Source organism: Anaerolineales bacterium (assembly GCA_030583885.1).
Taxonomy (GTDB): Bacteria; Chloroflexota; Anaerolineae; order Anaerolineales; family Villigracilaceae; genus Villigracilis.
Genome location: CP129480.1, coordinates 3,097,414 through 3,117,788 on the forward strand (window position 1 = coordinate 3,097,414; position 20,375 = coordinate 3,117,788).

Consider the following 20,375-nt stretch of genomic DNA (forward strand, 5'->3'; position numbering starts at 1 on the left):
GCACCATGCCTGCCAGGGCATAAGCGCAAATCAGCGCAACATAAATAGGCAAAAATACTTATTCAAAAAAGCCTGGCGATCTCTCGTTGGACTTGTATTTACAAATATTTTCAGGGTTTAATCTAATCACAGATGGTTGCATCCTTAGGTATGTCTGTCAATCAGCAGGTGCTTTCCACGCCAACCGACAAATGCAAGCAATAATCCTCCGGCTAGGCTGAGAATAGAAATCGCTAATGTCCCATCGAACCAAAACTCTACCGGAAAGAGGCGAATGAGCGTATCCGAGTAGGAAAACAGCCATGAACCCGGCTTGAAGAAAACCAGGTGGAAGGTGTTGAACCAAAATTGCCAGCCGAAGATTGCCAGTAAGGCAATTGAGAGAATGATCCCGGAAGTCAACAGTCCACCCGATTGAAGTGCTGAGGCGAGCGCCTTCCGCTCTCCTTTTTTCCAAAGGAAGAAGCTCAGCAATATAAGCAGAATGAATGCCAACTGCCAGACGCGCAAGATAGATTGAAAGACCGCTTGCACGTCAGCCATGTGCAAGACTTCACGTGAATTGTAAACCGGCAAACCATTCAGGAATTGTTTTAAGAGTTCGCCATTGGGAAGATGCGCACGCACATAATGAATGTTCGTTGAAGCAAGGATAAAACGCTGTTGTTGGGTGTAACCAAATGAGTCAGTCGGAAAATTTGCCTTGCCGTATTCGAAAGCCAGATACGAGTCAGTAGCCAGTAACTGTAACGCGCCACCGACAATAAAAATCGTGACAAGCATAACGGTGATTAATTTCAGGATTTTGGTTAGTAGGCTTGGCATCGTGTCCCTTTTCAATGCGAGGTGAATCACCTGTCAGTGTATGGCTGATTAACCTTCCGGCCAGATCTGTGAAGGTGCCGCATAATACGAGAAGAACATTGCGCCATAGCATACGCCATGACGTATCTCCTCTGGAGTGACTTGCTGAATTTCGATTACCGATTTGGATTCCTGAAAACGCGACCAGGGCAGGTGCTTAACGGTTGTCAGAAATGCGCTATCAAGTATTGTCCCAAGCTCCTTTATTGAAGGCATGAGTTGGGGTACCAATACCAGAAGATGGATCGTGTTATCCCACTCTTCCAATCTGTTTTTTCGTGAAGCATCAAACCTATAAACTACTTTAACACAGGGCAGCCATAAAACGATTTTTTGAGCGATCTCTCGTTCCAATGAAAACCTAAAAGCCTCTAGAAATTCATGACGTTGACTCAGCTTCACTAGGTCAACTCGTTCAAGCAGGGGATGTAATTGGTCCGTAGCAACCCTTTGTGCGCGGTCGCATAATTCATCTGCTATCTGCCTAAACTCATCTGCATTCCTGGGAAGGCAAACTGTAACCTCCGGGACCTGAGACCTGTGCTTATGGGTCGCCTTGGCTCCGTTTCTCCAGAAGGTATGTATCTGTACTGTTTCGTGTTGCATGTCGTTCCTTATTAAGGTATTTATGATTTATCGTCTTCGATGTACTACAAACTAATTGTGTCAAGCACCCGTGGACCTGAATTCACCAGAGATTTCCTTACAGACATTGACTCTATTGAATGTGAGGGCGATGAGGCACCTGCAGTGATTTTTTTGCCTTCTCACCTAATTCCGGTCTGGCGTATAACTTCAGATTGTGTTCGAATTCCGTCTGACATCGCGGGCAGCATAGAAAGTAATTCACGCCCTCGACCTCGATGATGATATGAGCCTTACCGCGTTGAAGCCGCTTGCCGCAAACAGGATCTTTGAATAACATGGGTCCTCCTTGTGAAAATTTACTTATGAGAACACGTGAACACTGTCCCTAGTGGCAGCCACCGGAATGCCCGGCATGTTCGTTCTTCTTTGCCTCGGCAGGATTCGATTCCGCGCCGGGCTGGTGTCCGGCGTGACCACCATGTCCACCGTGCATAAAGAGATGGCTGCCGACCATCAACGCGATGAAGCCATAATATGCAACGGTATTGATCGCCACATTGAAAACGAAAATTGCCACAAGCGCACCAATCAAGCCAATGCCTAGAAACCAGGCGATGAGAGGAATGCGTACGGGACGATCTGTTACTGAGGGATGGGATTCCATTTATTACTCCTTTGAAAGCAATCTTCTTTCAAAAGTGAGTCTACATGACTTGTGGATTGGGAGTGAGAGGCGTTTAGCCTATTGCGGACATACGCTGTTTTGCGGATAGCGTTTATGCCCATACGAATGTATAGAAGATCTCTCAATTTTATGAATACGCAAAATTGCCTATCGAACCGGATGCCATTTGGCGCTTGTCCTAGGATATGCAAAATTTCATAATGAATTGAAATGAAAAACCCAAAATATTCCAAACCCATTCTGATCATCCTTGTCGTGTCTATCCTGGGAATCCCCGCGATTTACAACCTGCCCGCAGTTCGGGAACGAGTCGGATGGCGGGTGGCTGAGTTGGCAGCGCGTATCAAGTACGCCTTTTCGCCTCCAGAAGAGGTGATCTTTGTCCCTGAGGAAAATGCAATTTCACCAACCGGGGCTGTCATTCCGCCAACTCCTATTCCCACCAATTCAACACCAGACGCCCCATCAAATCTTCCACAGCCCACTTCAACCCAAACATTAACGCCGATACCAAAAAACATTTCGCTCACAGGTGTTCAGCATGAATACCAGACCTGGAACAACTGTGGTCCCGCCACGTTGGCAATGGCGCTTTCATATTGGAAGTGGGATGGCAACCAGCGCATCATCGCAGACTTTACCAAGCCGAACCCACGCGACAAAAATGTGATGCCAAATGAACTGGCAAATTATGTTGAAGAGAAAACCCAATTACAAGTTTCACTCAGAGTTGGTGGGGAAATCCCACTCCTCAAGCGTTTCCTGGCAGCAGGCTTCCCAGTCATCATCGAAAAAGGTTTTGAAGGACGTGATTTCGACGGCTGGATGGGTCACTATGTATTGGTAACGGGTTACAGTGATTCCGACCAGAAATTCAAATTCCAGGATTCCTACTACGGGCCCGATCAGGTTATGGGGTACAAAGATTTTGAGTCATACTGGCGGGCATTTAATTTCACCTATCTCGTAGTGTACCCGGCTGAAAGTAAAGATGAGATCGTGGGAATTTTAGGCACACAAGCGGATGAAGAGTTCAACTACCGCTATGCCGCACAAAAAGCATTTGATGAAATTTACACACTGAATGGCCAGGATCAATTCTTTGCGTGGTTCAATCGTGGTACCAGCCTGGTAAGTCTGCAAGACTTTGCAGGCGCTGCATTAGCTTATGACGAAGCATTTGCGATCTACCCCGCCATCCCTGAAAAGGAAAGACCCTGGCGTATGATGTGGTATCAGACCGGTCCGTATTGGGCTTATTACTATAGTGGACGATATCAAGACGTAATCGGATTAGCAAGCTCAACCTTGTCTGCAATGAGCGAGCCGGTTCTCGAAGAAAGTTATTATTGGCGCGCGCTGGCATACGAAGCGCTAGGTGACCCAGATAATGCCATAAAAGACCTTCGTTCTGCGCTCAAGTTTCATCCAGGGTTCGAGCCAGCGCTGGCTCAACTTCAGAAAAAAGCGCCTTGATGCCACCATGTTACTTAATTTGAAATCACTCTCTCAAAGAAGATCGAATAAGTATTTAGACAACCTTGACTAAAGTGCCCCCACCTGGCTGATATAAATATGGAGTTTCAAGTGGGACTTCGGGGCGGGTCCAGCGATAAATGAATTTTGCGTCGCTCGGGGTTAAGTTCACACAGCCACGGCTGCTGGGCCGCCCATAATTATTGTGCCAGTAGGTGCCGTGGAAAGCGATCCCGGTCCCGGTGAAGAAGGATACCCACGGAACACCAGGCAGATGATAGGTATTCTCCGTCCCATCACCTTGATTCGTCATGTGGATGCTCGGTCCCTTATGGAAGGTGCGAAATTTGCCCGCAGGGGTTTCCGTCCCTTTACCGCCCGTGGAACAACGCGCTGCCAGCACAGGTTTTTCACCTTCAAAGGCGGTCACGAACTGGTTTGCCAGGTCAACATAAATATATTTATTTTCTTCCGCTACTTTGTGCGAAAGTGCCCCCAGTTCACCGGACGGAATCACACGCATCTCGTACGCCGGCACATAAAGAGACTCTTGTATTTGGCGATCAAAAATCCTGTACCAGATGCTTTTTTCATTCTGATTAACAACAACATCGGTAATCCAATGCGTGGATGAATAGTAAATACGGTAACCCCGCTTCGCCACAAGACTCATGTCACGCCGCGTATCACAAAACGGTACCGTAATCTCGCCAAGCACAGTAGTCGCCGGTAGTTCAGTCACAGGTCGTTGATAAAGCGTCTCAACTGGCTGAATCAGTCCAGAGTAGGCATAGCCCAGATTTTCGATGAAGAACCATTTTGAATTGAATGGATTGCCATAACCCGTGTCGCCATCCGTTTCATCGCTGATATTCACGATTGCATCGCGCCCCAAAGTATCCAGCTTCTTTGCGTTATAAAATGGCTCACTATGGAGTTCTACGCCGCTCAACGTAATGCGGCCCTGTTTCGGAGTAATCGCAGCAAATGCACGTTCAAGGCGCAGGTCTGCCAGAAACAACCCCAGCAGACCTGCGCCAGATGCTTTCAGAAAGTCGCGGCGGGAAAAACTCAAGGTCCCTGCTTTACATATCGCATCACAGGCTGCGAGATACCTTGACGTATGGCGTTATAAAATTGCCCGCCAAATAGAACCACATAAAGGGTATAAGCAAAGACCATCAGAAAAGTTGGCGCAGCTTCGTATCCCAAAAAGGCATGCAGCAATCTTCCAGCCAGACTCTCATTTGAAATGAATCCTTGCAAGTTCCAGATAATGGTTGTACCCATCGGAAGCCACCCAATATCTTGAAGTGCCATCACGCTATGTCCAACGAGACCCGCCGCGATCAGGATAAGGAAAATCCCGGTGACGACAAAAAATTTTCGCAGGTTCAGGCGGATGGAGGAACGGAAAAGCAAATAGGTGATAACGGCAGCTATCACTAGCCCGAGGATGGCACCTGGAAACAATCGCATATCCCGTGAGGTGACTAGTAAAGCACTTAGGAATAAAGCTGTTTCCACTCCCTCGCGCAGAACAGAGATAAAAGCCAGGCTTCCCAGTGCAAATGCCTGTCCGCCTGAGATTGCTTCATTGGCTTTTTGTTCAAGCTCACCCTGGATGCCGCAACTCTGACGCTGCATCCAGAGAACCATCCATGTCAATACGCCGACTGCCATCAAAGCCACAACTGCCTCGAAGATTTCCGCAGAAGTCCCCTCGAACTGAAACGCCATATACTGAAAAAGAAATGCCAGCATAACACTAACCACTAGTGCCGCAGCCATGCCGGTCCAAATATGTACCTTGAACTGCGTCTGCTTGATCTTGGTCAGGTATCCTATTAGGATGCCAACAATCAGGAAGGCTTCCAAGCCTTCGCGAATTGTGATGAGTGCGCCAGCGATCATTGTGACCTTACATGGATCTGTTTCTTGACGCGCGAGATGACAATCGGCATCGCGACGATCAAGCTAAGCAACCCGACCCATGCCGAGCCGCCGACGCGGGCCACCAGAGAGTAGTCTCCGGTCAGTGTGGCAGCCAGTAAAAAGAGCAGTGACACGCCAATCGAAATCGGCAGGTAGATCAAGACACTCTTCCGTGCGACTTCTTTTTCGATCATTTCATGTTCCATAGGAACCTCCTAAAAATCAATCATTTCCGGCAGCAACCGTTGACGGTTGTAATTGCGTATTACCACTTCCCTGCCTGGGCTTATGTTCGCGTCCGACCGATGGCTTGAAACCCTTCAACAGCAGCGTGTTTAGAGTTACAGAGATAGAACTGACAGCCATCATCAAGCCGGCTAGTTCGGGACTGATAATGACCGAGGCGAATGTGTAAAACAGACCAGCGCCCAGCGGTATTCCCAATGTGTTATAAAAGAACGCCCAGAACAAGTTCTGTTTCACCTTACGCATGGTAACCTTGGCAACTTCCAAGGCTGTCACCACATCGCGGATATCGTCCTTAATTAGGATGATGTCGCCGGTCTCTTTTGCTACATCTGTGCCGGAACCAATTGCCATGCCTACTTCAGCTTGCGCCAAAGCGGGAGCATCGTTCACGCCATCGCCAACCATCGCAACCTTTTTTCCCTGCGCCTGAAGCTTTCTGACTTCCTCCGCCTTGTCCTGCGGCAGGACCTCAGCCAACACCCGGTCAATGCCAACTTTGCGGGCAATCGCCTCAGCCGTACGGCGGTTATCGCCAGTAATCATGGCTACTTCGAGTCCCAACTTGTGCAGGTGCTCGATCGCTTCAACCGAATACTCCTTGAGCGTGTCAGCGACGGCGATCAGGCCAGCCGCCCGCCCATTCAACGCGACAAACATGACAGTCTTGCCATCCGCCTCCAAAACTTCGGCTTGTGTCATCAAATGATCAAAGTCAATACTACGGTCGTGCATCAATTTGCGGTTGCCGAGCAGGATTTCAGAACCTACGGCTTTTGCTTCCACACCGTGACCCGGGATCGAATTGAATGTTTCAGCTTCTACCAGTTTCAAGCCCCGATCCACCGCGCCGCGCACAATCGCCTCGCCCAAGGGGTGTTCAGAATTCTTTTCGGCGATGGCAGCCAGGCGGAGAACTGTCTCTGCTTTTACTTCCGAACTTGAAAGACGTGACCCTTCCAGATTCCATTCGTAGTCAGCGATTACATCTGTTACCGAAGGTTCGCCTTTCGTCAACGTTCCGGTTTTATCGAACACAATGGTTTGTAATTTACTGGTGTTTTCGATAGCTTCTGCGCCTTTGAAGAGCACACCAAATTCCGCGCCTTTGCCGGTCCCAGCCATCATGGCAGAGGGTGTTGCCAATCCTACAGCACACGGGCAGGAGATGACCAGCACCGTAACACTCAGAAGCAACGAGAACCCAAACACGCCGATCTCACCCAACTTATAGGGAGACAGGATAAAGCTTGAATTTGGATCGAAGAACGCCTGATAGCCAAAGAAGAACCAGAACAGGAACACAACCACCGCCAACAGATGCACACCCAAAATAAAATGTCCCGCCACCCAATCAGCCAGTTTCTGGATCGGTGCTTTGCTGGCTTGCGCATCTTCCACCAATTTGACGATCTGCGCGAGAGCGGTCTCTTTGCCAATCCGTGTCGCCTTGAATTTGAAAGCACCGGTTTTGTTGAGCGAACCGCCAATCACCAGGTCACCTGCTTTCTTTTCAACAGGTAGGCTTTCACCGGTCAGCATCGACTCGTCCACGGCTGAATATCCTTCGAATACCTGACCATCGACCGCGATGGATTCACCAGGGCGGACAAGGATCACCTCCCCAAGTTCGACCTCGTCTGCGGGAATTTCCTCCTCCCGACCATTTCGCATCACGCGCGCGACTTTGGGCTGGAGCTTCATTAATTTGCGAATCGCCTCTGACGTTCTTCCGCGCGTCAACGCTTCAAGCCAGCGCCCAAGGATAATGAAACCGGTCAGCAGCGCAGCGCTCTCGAAAAAGGTCGCACCTTCGCCGCCAAAGCCCGCTTTTGGAAATAGTGTATTGATAACAGCAATTCCATACGCCGCGCCGATACCGGTAGCATACAGTAGGTTCATATCGGTGACGCCGTGCTTAAGTCCGCGCCAGGAGTTTGTAAAGAACTGCCGGCCGGGGCCAAACACAACTGGCGTGGTCAACAGACCGATCACCCATTTATAAGAAAGCCAAACCGGCACGAAGGCTTTAAGCGGACCAAGCATTTCGTAAAACGTGCCAATCATGACGACCAGCCCTATAATTCCAGCAACAATCAGGTTGCGGCCCTGAATTTTTATGTCATCTTCGCGCGCTTGTCGTTCACGGTCGAGGGCGTCTGTGCCTTCACTGCGTTCCTCTGCCTCGTACCCCACCTCGCGCACGGCGCGTTTCATCGTACTGGCAAAAACCAACCCGGGGACAAAGGTCACTTTCGCAGTGCCCAGCCCAAGGTTCACAACAGAAGCGGTGACTCCATCAAGTTCGCGCAATGCGCTTTCGACATGATCCACGCACGAGGCGCAAGTCATACCGCGCACATCCAAAGTCAATTCGGTGGTTGGGACGGTATAGCCAACATTTTCAACGGCACGCCGCATATCGTTCAGCTTGATGCGTTGAGGGTCGTAGGCGACATTTGCCTTATTCGTCGCCAAATTGACGAGGACATTCGATATGCCCGGCAATTCATTGAGTGCGCCTTCCACATGCGAAACGCAGGAGGCACAAGTCATGCCGCTTATGGGCAAGGTTATTTCAGATATTGTTTTAGTCATGAGAGACCTCAATGTTATGATTTGGATAGTGGAGAAAAATCGTATATAAGGCTTGAAGATGTTGTAATTCGGCAATCCTTTCTTTAGGTGAGGCGCTGTTCAGAATGACAGATCGGATGGATTCAGCCTGACAAATAATCAACTTTGACCCAGCCACACGGATGGCCGCATCCACCGCCCCAAGCTGATGGAGCACCTGCTCGCAAGGCTGTCCCGCTTCTGCCATTTCGATGACTGCGTTCAAATGTCCTGCCACGCAGCGCAATCGACGGACGATTTCAGATTGTTGATCGGGTTTCATGAGTCAACTCAATGGATGCTGGTATGTTGGTGCGCTGAGGCGCAACCACGCGTCGGATGGCAGTTTCCAGACGCTGATTGCTGTGTCCATTGATCGGGATTGCCAGGGAGATCCAGGTTTTGCCATCCTGCCCGTGGACAACCAGTGTGACAGGACCGATCTTCTTTTGATAGACAAGGAGGACGATCATCTGACAGTTGCAATCCGCGGCTCCATGATGGGGGCAGGGACAATCTGGGTGAGCAAGCCGGGCATTCTGCAGATCGAAGGTCTGTACGACGCGGAACCCAGCCCTCTTCAACTGATCGTTGACCAATGTCAAGACCTGGTCACATGGCTGATCGAAAACCAAAAATGGGAGTAAAGCGCTCATACTGCACATCCTATACTTTTCAGTATAGATGAATGGATGTTAAAGCCATAGCGCTAAATCCCCCGTTTCGTGATAGGCATTTTCGCTTATGGCACGACAGGCAAACCCTCCCGCAGGGCAGTTTCTTGAATGCAGCCCTGCGGGAGGAGACTATGCAATTGTGTTCTTGTTGGTGCTGAATTTACATACCAGCACTACGACGAGAACAACTGTCAGAACGACCAGCGCAAGCATGGAGAAATCCAAGTCCCCTCACGATATAGGTTCATTTTTATATATTACGGTTTCAGTATAAGCAACGTGCGTAGAGGGATAGTGAAGATTGGGGAAAGTCTCTTGAAGACTTGGCAGTTCACACTGTCGCTAAAATCAGGAGTCCCATCACGACCACACCACCACCCAATGCCAGCCGTACCCATTCCTTGTGGTGTAGATTCCAATGGGCTAAACGGTTAAGTGTTGGGCGGGCGGACGCGGCGATCAGGACAACAACCAACGGCAGCACAAAGATTAGATTGTAAAGAACGAGATAGCTATATCCAAGCAATGCTGAGGGCTGGAGTGCAAGCAAGCTAAGTACACCTAAATAGACTGCGCCGTTGACGATCACGACAAGCAGCATCGAGTAGACGTGCTTTTGCCGTGTACGAGCTTCTTTGCGAATTGTGCGGGAAGATTTTTTTCATTTTTCGTCCTTTCGCAAATTTGCTGAATTACTCTGCTGCCATCAACTCTGCGCGATATTTGTGGCGTCCATCGTTCCCTGCGGCAGATACTGCAATCACAAGTTTGTCGGGTGAAATCTTCCTGCTGTCATAACGGACCTCAGCCACCGCCATGTTCAGATACACGTCCACGCCATATACACCTTCCAGCGTGAGCAGGCTGTTACGGACGCGTGTAACACAGTTCTCACAGCCCATACCCCTTACAGCCAGGGTTGCAACGTCAGATTTTTGAATCTGATCCCTTGAAGCGGTTTTATAGATGGGTTCAACATAACAATTTTCGTCCATGTTATTCTCCTTAGATTGTTTGTTTATTTAGAAACCCACGCTGCGTCCATGCGAGCAAAGCCATGCCGATGGTAAATCCAATCACGGCAATGATCTGTGATTGCGTCAATCCAAAAGCGATGATGCGGTATGAACTGGTGAATGCCAGGAAAAAACGCTCCAGGCTGTAAAGAGTCAGGTAAACCAGGAACAGCTTCCCGTCAGACCATTTGCGTTTTCGCAATTGCCAGAGCACAGCGAAAATCCCCAGGTTGACCACAAGTTCATAAACGGGCATCGGCGTGTAATAAACCCCTAGTTGCGGAACCATCACATTGGGATTGGTGTATGCAAATCCGAATGGGCCGTTGGTTGGTTTTCCCATTGCATCACCTGTAATCACACACGCAATGCGGCCTATGGCTTGTGCCAGAACCAAACCTGGCGCAGCAGCATCCAGCAATTTGGGGAAGTGCCAGCTGCGCCGCCGGGCAATTAAAGCACCTGCGATAAGCCCGCCGACGAGCGCGCCCCAGATCGCCAGCCCACCTTCCCAGATATACAGGGCACGGATGGGGTTTGCCGCGTATTCATCTGGCCAATGATCGAGCACGTGAAATAAACGTGCCCCGAGCAACCCGCCGACAATGATCCACATGGCGGCATCGTAAATGTCTTCATTTTTGAAACCTTTGCGTTCGGCCTCACGTGCCGTCAGCCAAATACCTATTCCTATCGCGATCATGAGAATGATGCCGTACCAGCGCACCGCAAAGTGCCCGATACTGAAAATGATTGGGTCAATTGAAATTGTGAACATATTTTATATAGTCCTCAGGGGTGAAATATTTCCCAGGAGCAAACGTTTCGGCAAAGCACAAGAATAGCAATCAACAAGCGCACCAGCGGGAGATCACACATCCCAATGATGCTGACAAGTACCATGTCATCAAAGTGAATTGCGAATCTTCTGAACTTAATCTGACCTGGAAGTTCCAACTCACATTGTATGGCTTTGATCGGGAATACCAAAGCGCTGTTTATCGCATTTTAGAGTAGGCTTTTTTGCTTATACAAAAAAAACAGGCTCCGTTGTTCTCGGTGCCTGTACCACATCAACCTTCGATCCTACAATTCCTCATCATCCCCGCATCCTCAAGCTATCCCGCACCATCGCAGATTTGGCTGGCAGAGGCGCCGCAATATCGTCTAAAGTTGATGATGCAATAATCCCGGAAGCCACACAGATAATCGTTGATGATCTATGCGGCTACTGGAAAATAGCGAGGACCTTATTTAGGATACCAAATCCACGATCATATCTGGATTGTTGAGTCCATTTGTTTTCAAGTGAACCGCAAAGTTTTGCGGACTGTCCATGCCTTCATGCATCATAAAGACTCTAGACTTGACGATTGTGCTTTCACCTGGTTTGAGTACCATCGCCGGTGTCGGTGACTTTGGAGGAATGTCACACGGGAAGGTTTGATATCACCTGTGCTTCGTAATGATGACGTCCATCATTTCCAGCGGCGAAGACTGCCTTGACCATTGCCTCCGGAGCGACTTTCCCGCTGTCGTAATAGACTTCTGCCAATCCCATCTGCAAGTACATTTCCACGTGATGAATTCCATCCACTAACACCAAGGCATTTCGCACGCGCATGGCGCAATTCTGGCAGCCCATCCCTGCTACTGCAAGGTGGATACGGTCGGCAGTGCTGAGCACGCCATCTAAAACAGCTTTACTGATCGGTTCGACATGACAATTCTGTTCCATGATCTTTGCTCCTGTAATTTGTTTCGAGATATTTACATTCTCATTGCCATCGGCAGGGTGAAGAGAACGACGTTCATGATCGTCAACAAGACCATCAACGCGGCGTAGGGCACGAAGGTTCCCCAGGCTTTCCCATCCGCATGGTTGGACTTGGCAATGCGATAGGCAGTGTAAAGGGAACCAATGAAGCCAAGGGCAATCAATGCGAATTGCAGGTATTGAATGGCTTCCATGCTGAGAACTGCTGGAGATGCGCCGTGGACTTCTCTCCCAATGAGCCCAAGGGCTGTGTAGAAGATCGACTTGCCTTCCGCCAGCAGGTGGAACAGGTTGTGGGCAATGTGTCCCGCCATATCCAGCGCGATGATGGCGTAACCGAAGCGGGCAAAGTTTTCAACGAGCGTGGCTTTGTTGAATTTGCTTGCGATCCAGGAGGTCAGGCCGAGCAAAGCCACCGGAATGATGATGGCGGTTGCGAAAGTGATACTGAAGGTGACCGCATAGTTGGTCGTGCCGGTTACATTCTCCAGCCATTTCAACATGGATGCCCATATCTCGAGCATGGTCACATTCTGGACGAACACGATGCCCATGATGACTGCTGAAAGGAAGGCTTCTTCAAGTTTCGGCTTGCGGATGAACCACAATTCCTTGGTGGGCGGGCGTACAGTCAATTGAATGGAGTTATTGGGGCAGCCTTTGATACATTCCGCGCATAGCACACAATTGGCGCTGGAGGTCATCGTTTTGGGGAATTCGAACAAGGGGCAGGGAGCAGACTGATCCGTGCCTTTATAGCAGGCGGCAATTGTGCAGGTCGCGCAAATCTCCGGCGTGCCGCGCAGGCTCAACATGCCGTTGCGGGCGTAATTGCCAGATAACCCGCCGAGAAAGCAGACGTAGCGGCAGAAGGTGCGGCGTTCGTAAAAAGCGCCGGAGACCACCACGCCCGTGGTAAGGGTCAACATCAGTACACCGGAGCCAAGCGGGTTTTCCACCACGCCAAAGACGTGATCACTCCAGGTGATGAAGATAAAGAGCGCATCGATGATCCAAATGCCGTATTTTTTCAGGAACCGTGGAGCGGGACGATTGTTACCGACAAAATTTTGTACCAGATCATTGATCTTGGCGAACGGGCAGATGGCGCACCAGAAACGTCCGAGAAACAGGAAGATGATCGGAATGAGCGGCCACCACAACACCCAGGTCAGCGCGGTGCCGAAGTTATCATGCGCTGATTCGGGTCCGAGGATCAACTCGAACATAATGACCATGAAGATCATCAGGGTGGGCCATTGGATGATGCCGGGATACCAGCGGCTGCGCAGGAAACGGTCGATCCATTTGTTGCTGAGCAGGTTTCCGCCATTCAGCAGGGATGGGTTTTGGTTGGGAAGAGAAGTCGTCATGGAATATTCCTCTTAAGCCTGTATTGAATTTTTCTTGCGCTTTATGATGGCGGCCGCGGTCATTACTGAGGCATTGATGCCGACAAAACCAGCCAGGATGCCGTATTTGGCATCCAAGCCTGCAACGATCACGGGGAATTCGACTTCCGTCAACTGCCCATCCACAGTGAAATGAATATTGAAGATCCATTCCCCGGTTCGGTTGAACGAGACATGCCCGGAATATTCACCAGGTTCGTGCCCAGCCTCAAGGACGACCTGGGTCGGTTCAGCAGTATGTGAGTCTTGGGTCTCACCATGAGAATCTTGCGCTTCACCATGCGTAGAAGGTTCATTTGCTTCAGGTTCATTCCCCATATCCATGCCAGACATGCCATTCATATCATCGGTGGGCGCAGCCTCTTCTGTGGGCATGTCCATTCCGCTCATGCTGTCGGAACCATGCGCATCAACCCTGGTGTCTTCTTCATGTTCCGACATGATTTCGTTCGGCATGGCGATCACTCCCGCATCCGCGTTCGCGACCGGCATACCCATCGCATCGGTGATTTGAACATGGAATTCGTTCGCACCCAACCTGGGGGACTCCACAAAAATCAACCGGATGTGATAGCCGTTGGCTTCTCTTTCGATCCCCTCCCCGGCACCATCCGCCAGGGCGCGCTGAAGCGGGATTGCCAGCAATATGGTAATGGTGAGTATCGTCACCGTGTAATGGAACCATGTTTTCTTCATACGAAACCTGCCTCCTGTTGCAAACAAAGTTGCCAAATCTTATCGTGTTCAACAGGATAAAAAGAGCGCGGAATGGCGCAACTTATGACAGGCTGAATGACTTATGAAGAACATCACATCGCTTTTATGACAGACATTTTATTGATCGATAGTGGACGATAGAATCGAAAACCTCCTGATTAGGGAGGTTTTCGATTATTAGTCAGTTAATTTCTTTTATTCATCTTCTTCAAGCGGATGTTCCACTTCGCCAGCCATAAATGCATCCGGGCTGGATAAAAACGCCTTCAGACACGCCATTGTACAAAAGTAAACTTTTTCACCCTTGTATTTAGCGTCTGGGAATTTTGAAACATCCTGGATCCCGCCTCCACACACTGTATTAAGTTCCGGCTGGGATGAGGAATTGGCTTGAGGCTGCATGATCATTTTTCCTTCTTATGGCTATGCAATTCCTGCCTGATTCGGAATGCAGTGACAGTAATCGCTACGCCTGCCATCCCTGCCAGAACCATTGCACTGGAAGCAGTACCAAAGAGACTTTTCATAAACACCGCGAATAATATCACGCCGATCACGAAGGCTGCGATATAGGAGATATTTGATAAATGGATCCTTGATGCTTTCATTTGATCGCTCCTTTTATTCCACGATCAATTTGCCGCGCAGCATGCCCATCTGACATTGAAACCCATATTCGCCCGCCTTCTCGGGGGTGAATTCCAATGTCACGGGTTCGCCCTCGGGCAGCAAGGCGTTCTTATTAAAATCGGGAAACAGAACTTGTTCAGAGCAGGCAGAACTCTCCTGCCGTGTGAATATCAGCCGCACGGGTCGCCCCTTCTGCACAACGATCACATCAGGACTATAGCCGCCTTTCACAAGGATGGCAGCCTCTTGCATACCAGTCGCGTTGACCGCCAGGCGCGTCTGCGCCTTGGGTGCGAACCAGAAATACCAAGCGATCAAAACGGTAAACACGATCCCCATCAGGATCACAAATATTTGTAACTCAGACATATTAAACTCCTTTGACAGCCCGCCATGAAGACAGCGGACCGAATATGTTGACAAACTGCTGCGCTTCTTTGACTCCGCGGAAGCCTGCTTCCAGCATAAAGGGCGGGATCAACCCGTCGAAGTTGTCAGCGGTCTCCTCAAGATGACGCATATATTTCGCGATGAAGCGGGTGAACGCCGAATGCGGTGCGCCAAAATCGAGGACGTGCAGTTGACCTTGCGGCTTGAGAATACGGTATATCTCTTTGAACGCACGGCGCTTCTCAGCGGTGGAGAGGTGATGAATGACAAGGCTGGTAACCACCCTGTCAAAAGTAGAATCAGGATAAGGGAGGGAGGAAGCGAACCCTTCATCCCATTGGATATTCATGCCACGCGATTTTTGGCGGGCAATATCCAGCACTTGCGAGTCGCCGTCCAGTCCTGTGATGACTGCATCTGGATGGGCGCGCTTGAGCATGAGTGTCAACGTGCCTGTCCCGCAACCAAGGTCAAGCACCTGCATGGCGGGTGCAATGCCCGCCTGCCGAATCAATCTTTGTTTGAAGGTCTCTTCGCGCATCATCCATTTGAGCAGGGGATCATATAATGGTGTCAGCCAGCGAAAACTGAGGGCGGGGATATAGTGGGACATTTCACACCTGCTCGAAATTTCTGAGTTGCGCGCGTAGCATGGATACGGTTGGAAAGCCTTTTATTCCCTCTGGCGTTGGAAAGACGCGGCAACTTAATGAATATATTTCGCGTTCTTCATGCCATAAGTCTTCACTGTCTACTCGGAAGTGTGGAGAACCAAGAAACTTCAAACGGGTCGCGTTGTCATCATCCACCACATTAACAATTTCAATGGAAGCCGAAAGGTTTTCCTCCTGTAATACGATTTGAAGATTTCTCAAACCAGTCTCCCAGGATGGACAACCGTCGAAATAAAGAAGTTGGATTTTCATATCATCTCACTTTGCACTGAACTTCGGCTTGAACCCGCGCAGGCGGTTGGCATTGCCAACGACTGTCACAGAGGAGAACGCCATTGCCGCGCCTGCGATCAATGGACTAAGCAACAAGCCAAAGAAGGGAAAGAGCAATCCCATTGCAACAGGTACACCCAGCACATTATAGAAAAATGCACCGACCAGGTTCTGGTAAATATTGGTCATCGTGGCGCGGCTGACTTCAATCGCTGTGACCACTCCTTTGAGGCTGCCTTTGATGAGCGTGATATCCGACGCTTCAATGGCGACATCCGTACCCGTGCCGATGGCGAGACCGACATCCGCCTGTGCGAGCGCGGGAGCGTCGTTGATGCCGTCACCGACCATTGCAACCTTCTTGTTTTCGGCTTGCAACAGATTGACATTATTAGCTTTGTCTTCGGGCAATACTTCCGCCAGCACGCGTGTGATGCCGACCTTGCGGGCGATTGCTTCGGCGGTGCGGCGGTTGTCGCCAGTGATCATCACCACTTCGATACCCATACCTTGCAAGGCTTTGATGGCTTCGGCAGAATCTTCCTTGACCGTGTCTGCCACCGCAATGATGCCAGCCGCTTTGCCATCAAGCGCAATAAACATTGGCGTCTTGCCATCGTCGGCTATTGATTTTGATTTTTCTTCCAAAGAACCAAGCGCGATTTTCTCGCGGTTCATCAGTTTGAGATTGCCGATCAATATGTTGCGCCCAGCGACTTTCGCTGAAACGCCATGACCAGGAATGGCATCGAAATCCTTCACTTCCACCAATTCCAATATACGTGCCTGTGCGCCTTCGACAATCGCCTGCGCCAACGGATGTTCGCTGACCTTTTCCACAGAAGCGGATAATTTCAACAACTCATCATCATTTACGATTAATGGGTCACTGATTACAACGTCAGTCAATTCTGGCTTGCCCTTCGTAATGGTACCGGTCTTATCCAGCACCACAGTTTGAATGGCACGGGCAGTCTGCAGGGCTTCACCCGAGCGAATGAGAATTCCATTCTCTGCGCCTTTGCCGATACCGACCATCAGACTCATGGGCGTGGCAAGTCCCAATGCACAGGGACAGGCGATGATTAACACAGTAACACTTGTCACCAGCGCGTATACCAATTGCGGCTGTGGTCCGATCACGAACCAGATAACGAAAGTCCACACGGCTAATATCATGACAATGGGAACAAAATATCCTGAAACCGTATCTGCGAGCCGGGCAATTGGCGCCTTCGAATTTTGTGCATCTTGCACCATTTTTACAATTTGTGCCAACGCAGTGTCCTTGCCGACTTTCGTGGCGCGAAACTGGAATGCGCCTGTTTTGTTCAAAGTCGCGCCAATGACCTCATCACCCTGTTTCTTTGAAACAGGCAATGACTCACCAGTTAGCATGGACTCGTCCACCGCCGAACTGCCCGCTACAATAACACCATCCACGGGCACTTTCTCGCCAGGACGCACCTGAATCACGTCACCGACCAATACTTCTTCAACAGGCAGATCCATTTCTTTGCCCTCGCGAATCACGCGTGCGGTCTTGGCTTGCAAACCCAACAACTTTTTAATTGCCGAGCTGGACTGTCCCTTGGCGCGCAGTTCAAGTGCCTGCCCCAACACAACCAATGCAATCACAACTGCAACGACATCATAAAATGGTTCGGATGTGCCTTCGGGGAAAACGGAAGGAAATGCGACTGCAAACGTTGAATACAACCATGCCGCGCCTGTGCCTAAGGCAATCAGCGTGTTCATGTTTGCAGAACGATGTTTGAACGCTGCCCATGCACCTGTGAAAAAGTCATAACCTGAGTAGAACAATACAGGTAGAGTGGCAATGGCGGAAAGAATCCAAGACCAGCGGATGGTTTCCATTGACAGATCCCGGATGCCGGGAACATACTGCGGATATGCGAATAACAATACCGGTACTGAAACAACCGCTGCAAACCAGAGCATTTTCATCAGGCGGCTGTATTCGCGCGCATGAGCCTCTTCCTGTTTATCCACAGGCGCATCGCTCAACGCGGCGCGTGGCTTGTAGCCCCAGTTTTCAATCGCCGCATTCAATTGCGCGAGTGTTGTATTTTGCGGCAGATAATCCACCATCGCTTCCTGCGTGGCGATATTGACGGTTGCATTCAAAACGCCCTGGGTGGATTTCAATTCGTCTTCAATGAATTTCACGCACGAGCCGCAGCGCAGGTTCTCGATTCCAATCCTGATATTCGACCCGCCAGGTTGAAATCCAGCCAAGCGGATCACTGCCGCCATTTGCGGAATATTTACCTTTTTGGAATCATATTCCACTTGCAGGACACCCGCACCTGCATTTGTGGTTACTTGATGTACGCCTTCCAGGGCGCGCAAACCAAATTCCAGGGTGGTGACAGGTTTATAAAACGGCAGATCGGCAACGGGTAGTTCGACGCGGGTGAGGGTCTGCTCAGGATTGAAGCCCGTTGTTGCCGAAGTCATCACATAGTGGTGTGGGTCTGCGTCAAACTGATCTACGCAGGATTGTGAGCAAAAATAAAACGTTTGCCCCATGTGTTCGCGATTGGCGAAGGCATCTTGGGGTTCGATTTCCATTCCACATACAGGGTCACGGACAGTCATGGTTACCTACCTTTTTTAAGATGCTAATAGTGTATATCCATTGGGCGACCGAAGGTAGCGGTTTTCAGCCTAGTTCCATATAAGCAAAATAGCCTATCTTTTGACAGGCTAATTTGGGAACGTAGGGTGACTTTATTTCAAGGCATTGCCACAGTAAGGACAGTTTTGCCAATCGTTTTGAACACCCTTTCCACAATTGGGGCAGGAATTCTGAGTCGCGAGCTGGGGTGGATTGCCAGTCTGCTGAACCAGTGCGACAACGCCAAACACAATAAGCGCAACGATGCCGATGGGGATGATCCACATAAAAATCATACGAAGACCCATGCCAAACCAACCAAAGGGAGAAGTGCCCCAGTTCCCCATCATGCCATGTCCGCCATAGCCACCCATCATTCCGTAGCCACGGTTGCCCAACATCATCCCGCCTCCGAAGAAAAACAGGACGGCAAGAACCGCCACAATACCAACGATCCACCAGTCAACTTTTTTCATTTCAACTTCCCTTCCATAAGGTCTGTCCGCAGTGCAGGCAGTTTTTCCAATCGTTTTGCACTGCCTGATTGCAGTGTGGACAGGTGTAATTTGAAGAAGGTTGGAATGCCCAGGCGAGGTTATTGCCCGACAAACTATAAACCACCAGTCCTATCAATAATAGAGGAATGATCCACATGAGAAACATTACGTACTCCTTTCGAGGATTTAAGAATATCAGGCGCGAGTAAAGAATGTATAAAGCCATGACAAAGAGTGATTGAAGATTTTGTTTCGGAAAAATGTCTAAAAAAATAACCTGCCCGTTGGGCAGGTTACCTGAGGAGGAGGTGATGGAATTAATGATGATGCGTGTGTTCCTCGGTTTTGCCGAGATATTTCTCAGGATCGGCATCAAACGCCTTCTTGCAACCAAGCGAGCAGAAATAATATGTCTGCCCTTTGTATTCGGACGTGCCGGCGGCGGTGGCGGGATCGATATCCATGTGGCATACTGGATCATGTACTGTGGTTGTCATAACTTGTCTCCTTTTGGTAACTATAGTTGTCCCTTTAATGGACTGCATTGTTGAGAGTTATATTACCCGCTGTGGTATAGGCAATTTGGCTTATTACTCAGCGGCTGGTGTCCATCCATTCTATTCGGTGAGCAGAGGGTCGATCAGGGCTATAATCTCATCCGCATTTAGGAATGGACCAATTTTGACATAATTAAGGATGCCGTTGGTATCAATGATGTAAGTCTCAGGCACACCCTTGATTCGGAACATTTGTGAGATAACCGTGCCCACATCCGGCCCATTGGGGTAGGTATTGTTGAATTTTTTTAGAAAGGCGCGGGCGGGGGGTTCAGTGTCCAAATAATCTATTCCAAGGAAGACCACCTTGCCGCTGGATCGATAATATTCCCAAGCTTGCTCCAATGCAGGAGCTTCCTGCTCGCATGGCTTGCACCAGGAAGCCCAAAAATTAATAAATACCACCTTGCCGCGAAAATCTGAAATTTCTATCTCGGATTGACCATTGTATTCATAACCGCTAAACAATGTCAGGCTAAAATCAGGAACTTTATCCCCGGGTTGAATGGTTCCCTGCCGCGCACGCATCAAACCAAACCCTGTTAGAAATAACAACCCAAATAGTGGTGCCCAAATAAGGATTTGTGTCCATATTGACACCCTCTGGCGTGGAGTTGATTTGATCTCTGCCATTCGATCCTCGAAATACTACTGCACTCAAAATCTATACACATCGAATTGAATTAAGCAAGCTATGACAGCCA

At 49.6% G+C, this 20,375-nt stretch carries 26 protein-coding genes; 2 read left to right on the plus strand and 24 right to left on the minus strand.

The annotated features are described in order from the left end of the window. Positions 1–144 precede the first annotated feature (144 nt). The 4 genes from QY332_15385 to QY332_15400 form a co-directional block, all read right to left on the minus strand. Entirely contained in the window at positions 145–825 is a 681-nt protein-coding gene (locus QY332_15385; GenBank protein WKZ38474.1) for a TIGR01906 family membrane protein, read from the minus strand. Between the two features lie 48 nt (positions 826–873). After that, positions 874–1,470, minus strand: coding sequence for a hypothetical protein (locus QY332_15390; protein WKZ34998.1), 597 nt, complete (start codon positions 1,468–1,470; stop codon positions 874–876). Between the two features lie 112 nt (positions 1,471–1,582). Further along, positions 1,583–1,789: a YHS domain-containing protein gene (locus QY332_15395; GenBank protein ID WKZ34999.1), complete on the minus strand. Its 207-nt coding sequence runs from the start codon at positions 1,787–1,789 to the stop codon at positions 1,583–1,585. 48 nt (positions 1,790–1,837) lie between these two features. Continuing rightward, on the minus strand, positions 1,838–2,116 hold the full coding sequence (locus QY332_15400; GenBank protein WKZ35000.1) for a hypothetical protein: 279 nt from the start codon (positions 2,114–2,116) through the stop codon (positions 1,838–1,840). Positions 2,117–2,347: 231 nt separating this feature from the next. On the opposite strand from QY332_15400, the gene QY332_15405 reads away from it, so the two are divergent. After that, the gene (locus tag QY332_15405; protein ID WKZ35001.1) at positions 2,348–3,613 is read left to right on the plus strand and encodes a C39 family peptidase; all 1,266 of its coding nucleotides are present in this window, start codon (positions 2,348–2,350) and stop codon (positions 3,611–3,613) included. A 55-nt stretch (positions 3,614–3,668) separates the two neighbouring features. Here QY332_15405 and QY332_15410 read toward each other — a convergent pair whose 3' ends face one another. From QY332_15410 to QY332_15430, 5 genes are read right to left on the minus strand one after another with little or no spacing between them, the layout of a single operon-like run. Further along, positions 3,669–4,688 (minus strand): L,D-transpeptidase family protein, encoded by a 1,020-nt coding sequence (locus QY332_15410; protein WKZ35002.1) that lies wholly within the window; start codon positions 4,686–4,688, stop codon positions 3,669–3,671. After that, positions 4,685–5,527 carry an FTR1 family protein gene (locus QY332_15415; protein WKZ35003.1) on the minus strand — a complete coding sequence of 281 codons (843 nt, stop codon included), beginning with the start codon at positions 5,525–5,527 and terminating at the stop codon, positions 4,685–4,687. The genes QY332_15410 and QY332_15415 overlap by 4 nt, the downstream gene beginning before the upstream one ends. Next, on the minus strand, positions 5,524–5,754 hold the full coding sequence (locus QY332_15420; GenBank protein WKZ35004.1) for a hypothetical protein: 231 nt from the start codon (positions 5,752–5,754) through the stop codon (positions 5,524–5,526). The genes QY332_15415 and QY332_15420 overlap by 4 nt, the downstream gene beginning before the upstream one ends. 16 nt (positions 5,755–5,770) lie before the next feature. Next, a complete protein-coding gene (locus tag QY332_15425; GenBank protein ID WKZ35005.1) occupies positions 5,771–8,392 on the minus strand; it encodes a heavy metal translocating P-type ATPase in 2,622 nt (873 codons plus the stop codon). Then, on the minus strand, positions 8,385–8,693 hold the full coding sequence (locus tag QY332_15430; GenBank protein ID WKZ35006.1) for a metal-sensing transcriptional repressor: 309 nt from the start codon (positions 8,691–8,693) through the stop codon (positions 8,385–8,387). Before QY332_15430 ends, QY332_15425 begins: the two co-directional genes overlap by 8 nt. Here QY332_15430 and QY332_15435 point away from each other — a divergent pair. Next, entirely contained in the window at positions 8,692–9,057 is a 366-nt protein-coding gene (locus QY332_15435) for a hypothetical protein (GenBank protein ID WKZ35007.1), read from the plus strand. The two genes, QY332_15430 and QY332_15435, sit on opposite strands and share 2 nt — an antisense overlap. A gap of 361 nt (positions 9,058–9,418) precedes the next feature. Here QY332_15435 and QY332_15440 read toward each other — a convergent pair whose 3' ends face one another. The 15 genes from QY332_15440 to QY332_15510 form a co-directional block, all read right to left on the minus strand. Next, the gene (locus QY332_15440; protein ID WKZ35008.1) at positions 9,419–9,637 is read right to left on the minus strand and encodes a hypothetical protein; all 219 of its coding nucleotides are present in this window, start codon (positions 9,635–9,637) and stop codon (positions 9,419–9,421) included. Positions 9,638–9,779: 142 nt separating this feature from the next. Further along, positions 9,780–10,082, minus strand: coding sequence for a heavy metal-associated domain-containing protein (locus QY332_15445; protein WKZ35009.1), 303 nt, complete (start codon positions 10,080–10,082; stop codon positions 9,780–9,782). Positions 10,083–10,092: 10 nt separating this feature from the next. After that, a complete protein-coding gene (gene lgt / locus QY332_15450; GenBank protein ID WKZ35010.1) occupies positions 10,093–10,881 on the minus strand; it encodes a prolipoprotein diacylglyceryl transferase in 789 nt (262 codons plus the stop codon). 651 nt (positions 10,882–11,532) lie between these two features. Beyond that, positions 11,533–11,841 carry a heavy-metal-associated domain-containing protein gene (locus QY332_15455; GenBank protein ID WKZ35011.1) on the minus strand — a complete coding sequence of 103 codons (309 nt, stop codon included), beginning with the start codon at positions 11,839–11,841 and terminating at the stop codon, positions 11,533–11,535. Positions 11,842–11,873: 32 nt separating this feature from the next. After that, positions 11,874–13,253, minus strand: a complete 1,380-nt coding sequence (locus tag QY332_15460) for a 4Fe-4S binding protein (protein ID WKZ35012.1) — start codon at positions 13,251–13,253, stop codon at positions 11,874–11,876. 12 nt (positions 13,254–13,265) lie between these two features. Further along, on the minus strand, positions 13,266–13,988 hold the full coding sequence (locus QY332_15465; GenBank protein ID WKZ35013.1) for a hypothetical protein: 723 nt from the start codon (positions 13,986–13,988) through the stop codon (positions 13,266–13,268). Positions 13,989–14,204: 216 nt separating this feature from the next. Beyond that, positions 14,205–14,411: a hypothetical protein gene (locus tag QY332_15470; GenBank protein WKZ35014.1), complete on the minus strand. Its 207-nt coding sequence runs from the start codon at positions 14,409–14,411 to the stop codon at positions 14,205–14,207. A gap of 2 nt (positions 14,412–14,413) precedes the next feature. Then, a complete protein-coding gene (locus tag QY332_15475) occupies positions 14,414–14,617 on the minus strand; it encodes a hypothetical protein (GenBank protein WKZ35015.1) in 204 nt (67 codons plus the stop codon). 13 nt (positions 14,618–14,630) lie between these two features. Continuing rightward, entirely contained in the window at positions 14,631–15,008 is a 378-nt protein-coding gene (locus tag QY332_15480) for a cupredoxin domain-containing protein (protein WKZ35016.1), read from the minus strand. A gap of 1 nt (position 15,009) precedes the next feature. Next, positions 15,010–15,642, minus strand: coding sequence for a class I SAM-dependent methyltransferase (locus QY332_15485; protein ID WKZ35017.1), 633 nt, complete (start codon positions 15,640–15,642; stop codon positions 15,010–15,012). A 1-nt stretch (position 15,643) separates the two neighbouring features. Beyond that, positions 15,644–15,955 carry a hypothetical protein gene (locus QY332_15490; GenBank protein WKZ35018.1) on the minus strand — a complete coding sequence of 104 codons (312 nt, stop codon included), beginning with the start codon at positions 15,953–15,955 and terminating at the stop codon, positions 15,644–15,646. A gap of 6 nt (positions 15,956–15,961) precedes the next feature. Continuing rightward, entirely contained in the window at positions 15,962–18,598 is a 2,637-nt protein-coding gene (locus tag QY332_15495) for a heavy metal translocating P-type ATPase (GenBank protein ID WKZ35019.1), read from the minus strand. A 132-nt stretch (positions 18,599–18,730) separates the two neighbouring features. Further along, positions 18,731–19,093: a zinc ribbon domain-containing protein gene (locus QY332_15500; GenBank protein WKZ35020.1), complete on the minus strand. Its 363-nt coding sequence runs from the start codon at positions 19,091–19,093 to the stop codon at positions 18,731–18,733. Positions 19,094–19,431: 338 nt separating this feature from the next. Continuing rightward, the gene (locus tag QY332_15505; GenBank protein WKZ35021.1) at positions 19,432–19,611 is read right to left on the minus strand and encodes a YHS domain-containing protein; all 180 of its coding nucleotides are present in this window, start codon (positions 19,609–19,611) and stop codon (positions 19,432–19,434) included. Between the two features lie 120 nt (positions 19,612–19,731). Then, positions 19,732–20,304, minus strand: coding sequence for a TlpA disulfide reductase family protein (locus QY332_15510; GenBank protein ID WKZ35022.1), 573 nt, complete (start codon positions 20,302–20,304; stop codon positions 19,732–19,734). Positions 20,305–20,375 lie beyond the last annotated feature (71 nt).

Excerpts from the sequence above, each read along its gene's own strand:
- QY332_15385 (WKZ38474.1), bottom strand. The coding sequence starts at position 825 with ATGCCAAGCCTACTAACCAAAATCCTGAAATTAATCACCGTTATGCTT.
- QY332_15390 (WKZ34998.1), bottom strand. The coding sequence starts at position 1,470 with ATGCAACACGAAACAGTACAGATACATACCTTCTGGAGAAACGGAGCC.
- QY332_15395 (WKZ34999.1), bottom strand. The coding sequence starts at position 1,789 with ATGTTATTCAAAGATCCTGTTTGCGGCAAGCGGCTTCAACGCGGTAAG.
- QY332_15400 (WKZ35000.1), bottom strand. The coding sequence starts at position 2,116 with ATGGAATCCCATCCCTCAGTAACAGATCGTCCCGTACGCATTCCTCTC.
- QY332_15405 (WKZ35001.1), top strand. The coding sequence starts at position 2,348 with ATGAAAAACCCAAAATATTCCAAACCCATTCTGATCATCCTTGTCGTG.
- QY332_15415 (WKZ35003.1), bottom strand. The coding sequence starts at position 5,527 with ATGATCGCTGGCGCACTCATCACAATTCGCGAAGGCTTGGAAGCCTTC.
- QY332_15420 (WKZ35004.1), bottom strand. The coding sequence starts at position 5,754 with ATGGAACATGAAATGATCGAAAAAGAAGTCGCACGGAAGAGTGTCTTG.
- QY332_15425 (WKZ35005.1), bottom strand. The coding sequence starts at position 8,392 with ATGACTAAAACAATATCTGAAATAACCTTGCCCATAAGCGGCATGACT.
- QY332_15435 (WKZ35007.1), top strand. The coding sequence starts at position 8,692 with ATGAGTCAACTCAATGGATGCTGGTATGTTGGTGCGCTGAGGCGCAAC.
- QY332_15430 (WKZ35006.1), bottom strand. The coding sequence starts at position 8,693 with ATGAAACCCGATCAACAATCTGAAATCGTCCGTCGATTGCGCTGCGTG.
- QY332_15445 (WKZ35009.1), bottom strand. The coding sequence starts at position 10,082 with ATGGACGAAAATTGTTATGTTGAACCCATCTATAAAACCGCTTCAAGG.
- lgt (WKZ35010.1), bottom strand. The coding sequence starts at position 10,881 with ATGTTCACAATTTCAATTGACCCAATCATTTTCAGTATCGGGCACTTT.
- QY332_15455 (WKZ35011.1), bottom strand. The coding sequence starts at position 11,841 with ATGGAACAGAATTGTCATGTCGAACCGATCAGTAAAGCTGTTTTAGAT.
- QY332_15460 (WKZ35012.1), bottom strand. The coding sequence starts at position 13,253 with ATGACGACTTCTCTTCCCAACCAAAACCCATCCCTGCTGAATGGCGGA.
- QY332_15465 (WKZ35013.1), bottom strand. The coding sequence starts at position 13,988 with ATGAAGAAAACATGGTTCCATTACACGGTGACGATACTCACCATTACC.
- QY332_15470 (WKZ35014.1), bottom strand. The coding sequence starts at position 14,411 with ATGCAGCCTCAAGCCAATTCCTCATCCCAGCCGGAACTTAATACAGTG.
- QY332_15475 (WKZ35015.1), bottom strand. The coding sequence starts at position 14,617 with ATGAAAGCATCAAGGATCCATTTATCAAATATCTCCTATATCGCAGCC.
- QY332_15480 (WKZ35016.1), bottom strand. The coding sequence starts at position 15,008 with ATGTCTGAGTTACAAATATTTGTGATCCTGATGGGGATCGTGTTTACC.
- QY332_15485 (WKZ35017.1), bottom strand. The coding sequence starts at position 15,642 with ATGTCCCACTATATCCCCGCCCTCAGTTTTCGCTGGCTGACACCATTA.
- QY332_15490 (WKZ35018.1), bottom strand. The coding sequence starts at position 15,955 with ATGAAAATCCAACTTCTTTATTTCGACGGTTGTCCATCCTGGGAGACT.
- QY332_15495 (WKZ35019.1), bottom strand. The coding sequence starts at position 18,598 with ATGACTGTCCGTGACCCTGTATGTGGAATGGAAATCGAACCCCAAGAT.
- QY332_15500 (WKZ35020.1), bottom strand. The coding sequence starts at position 19,093 with ATGAAAAAAGTTGACTGGTGGATCGTTGGTATTGTGGCGGTTCTTGCC.
- QY332_15505 (WKZ35021.1), bottom strand. The coding sequence starts at position 19,611 with ATGACAACCACAGTACATGATCCAGTATGCCACATGGATATCGATCCC.
- QY332_15510 (WKZ35022.1), bottom strand. The coding sequence starts at position 20,304 with ATGGCAGAGATCAAATCAACTCCACGCCAGAGGGTGTCAATATGGACA.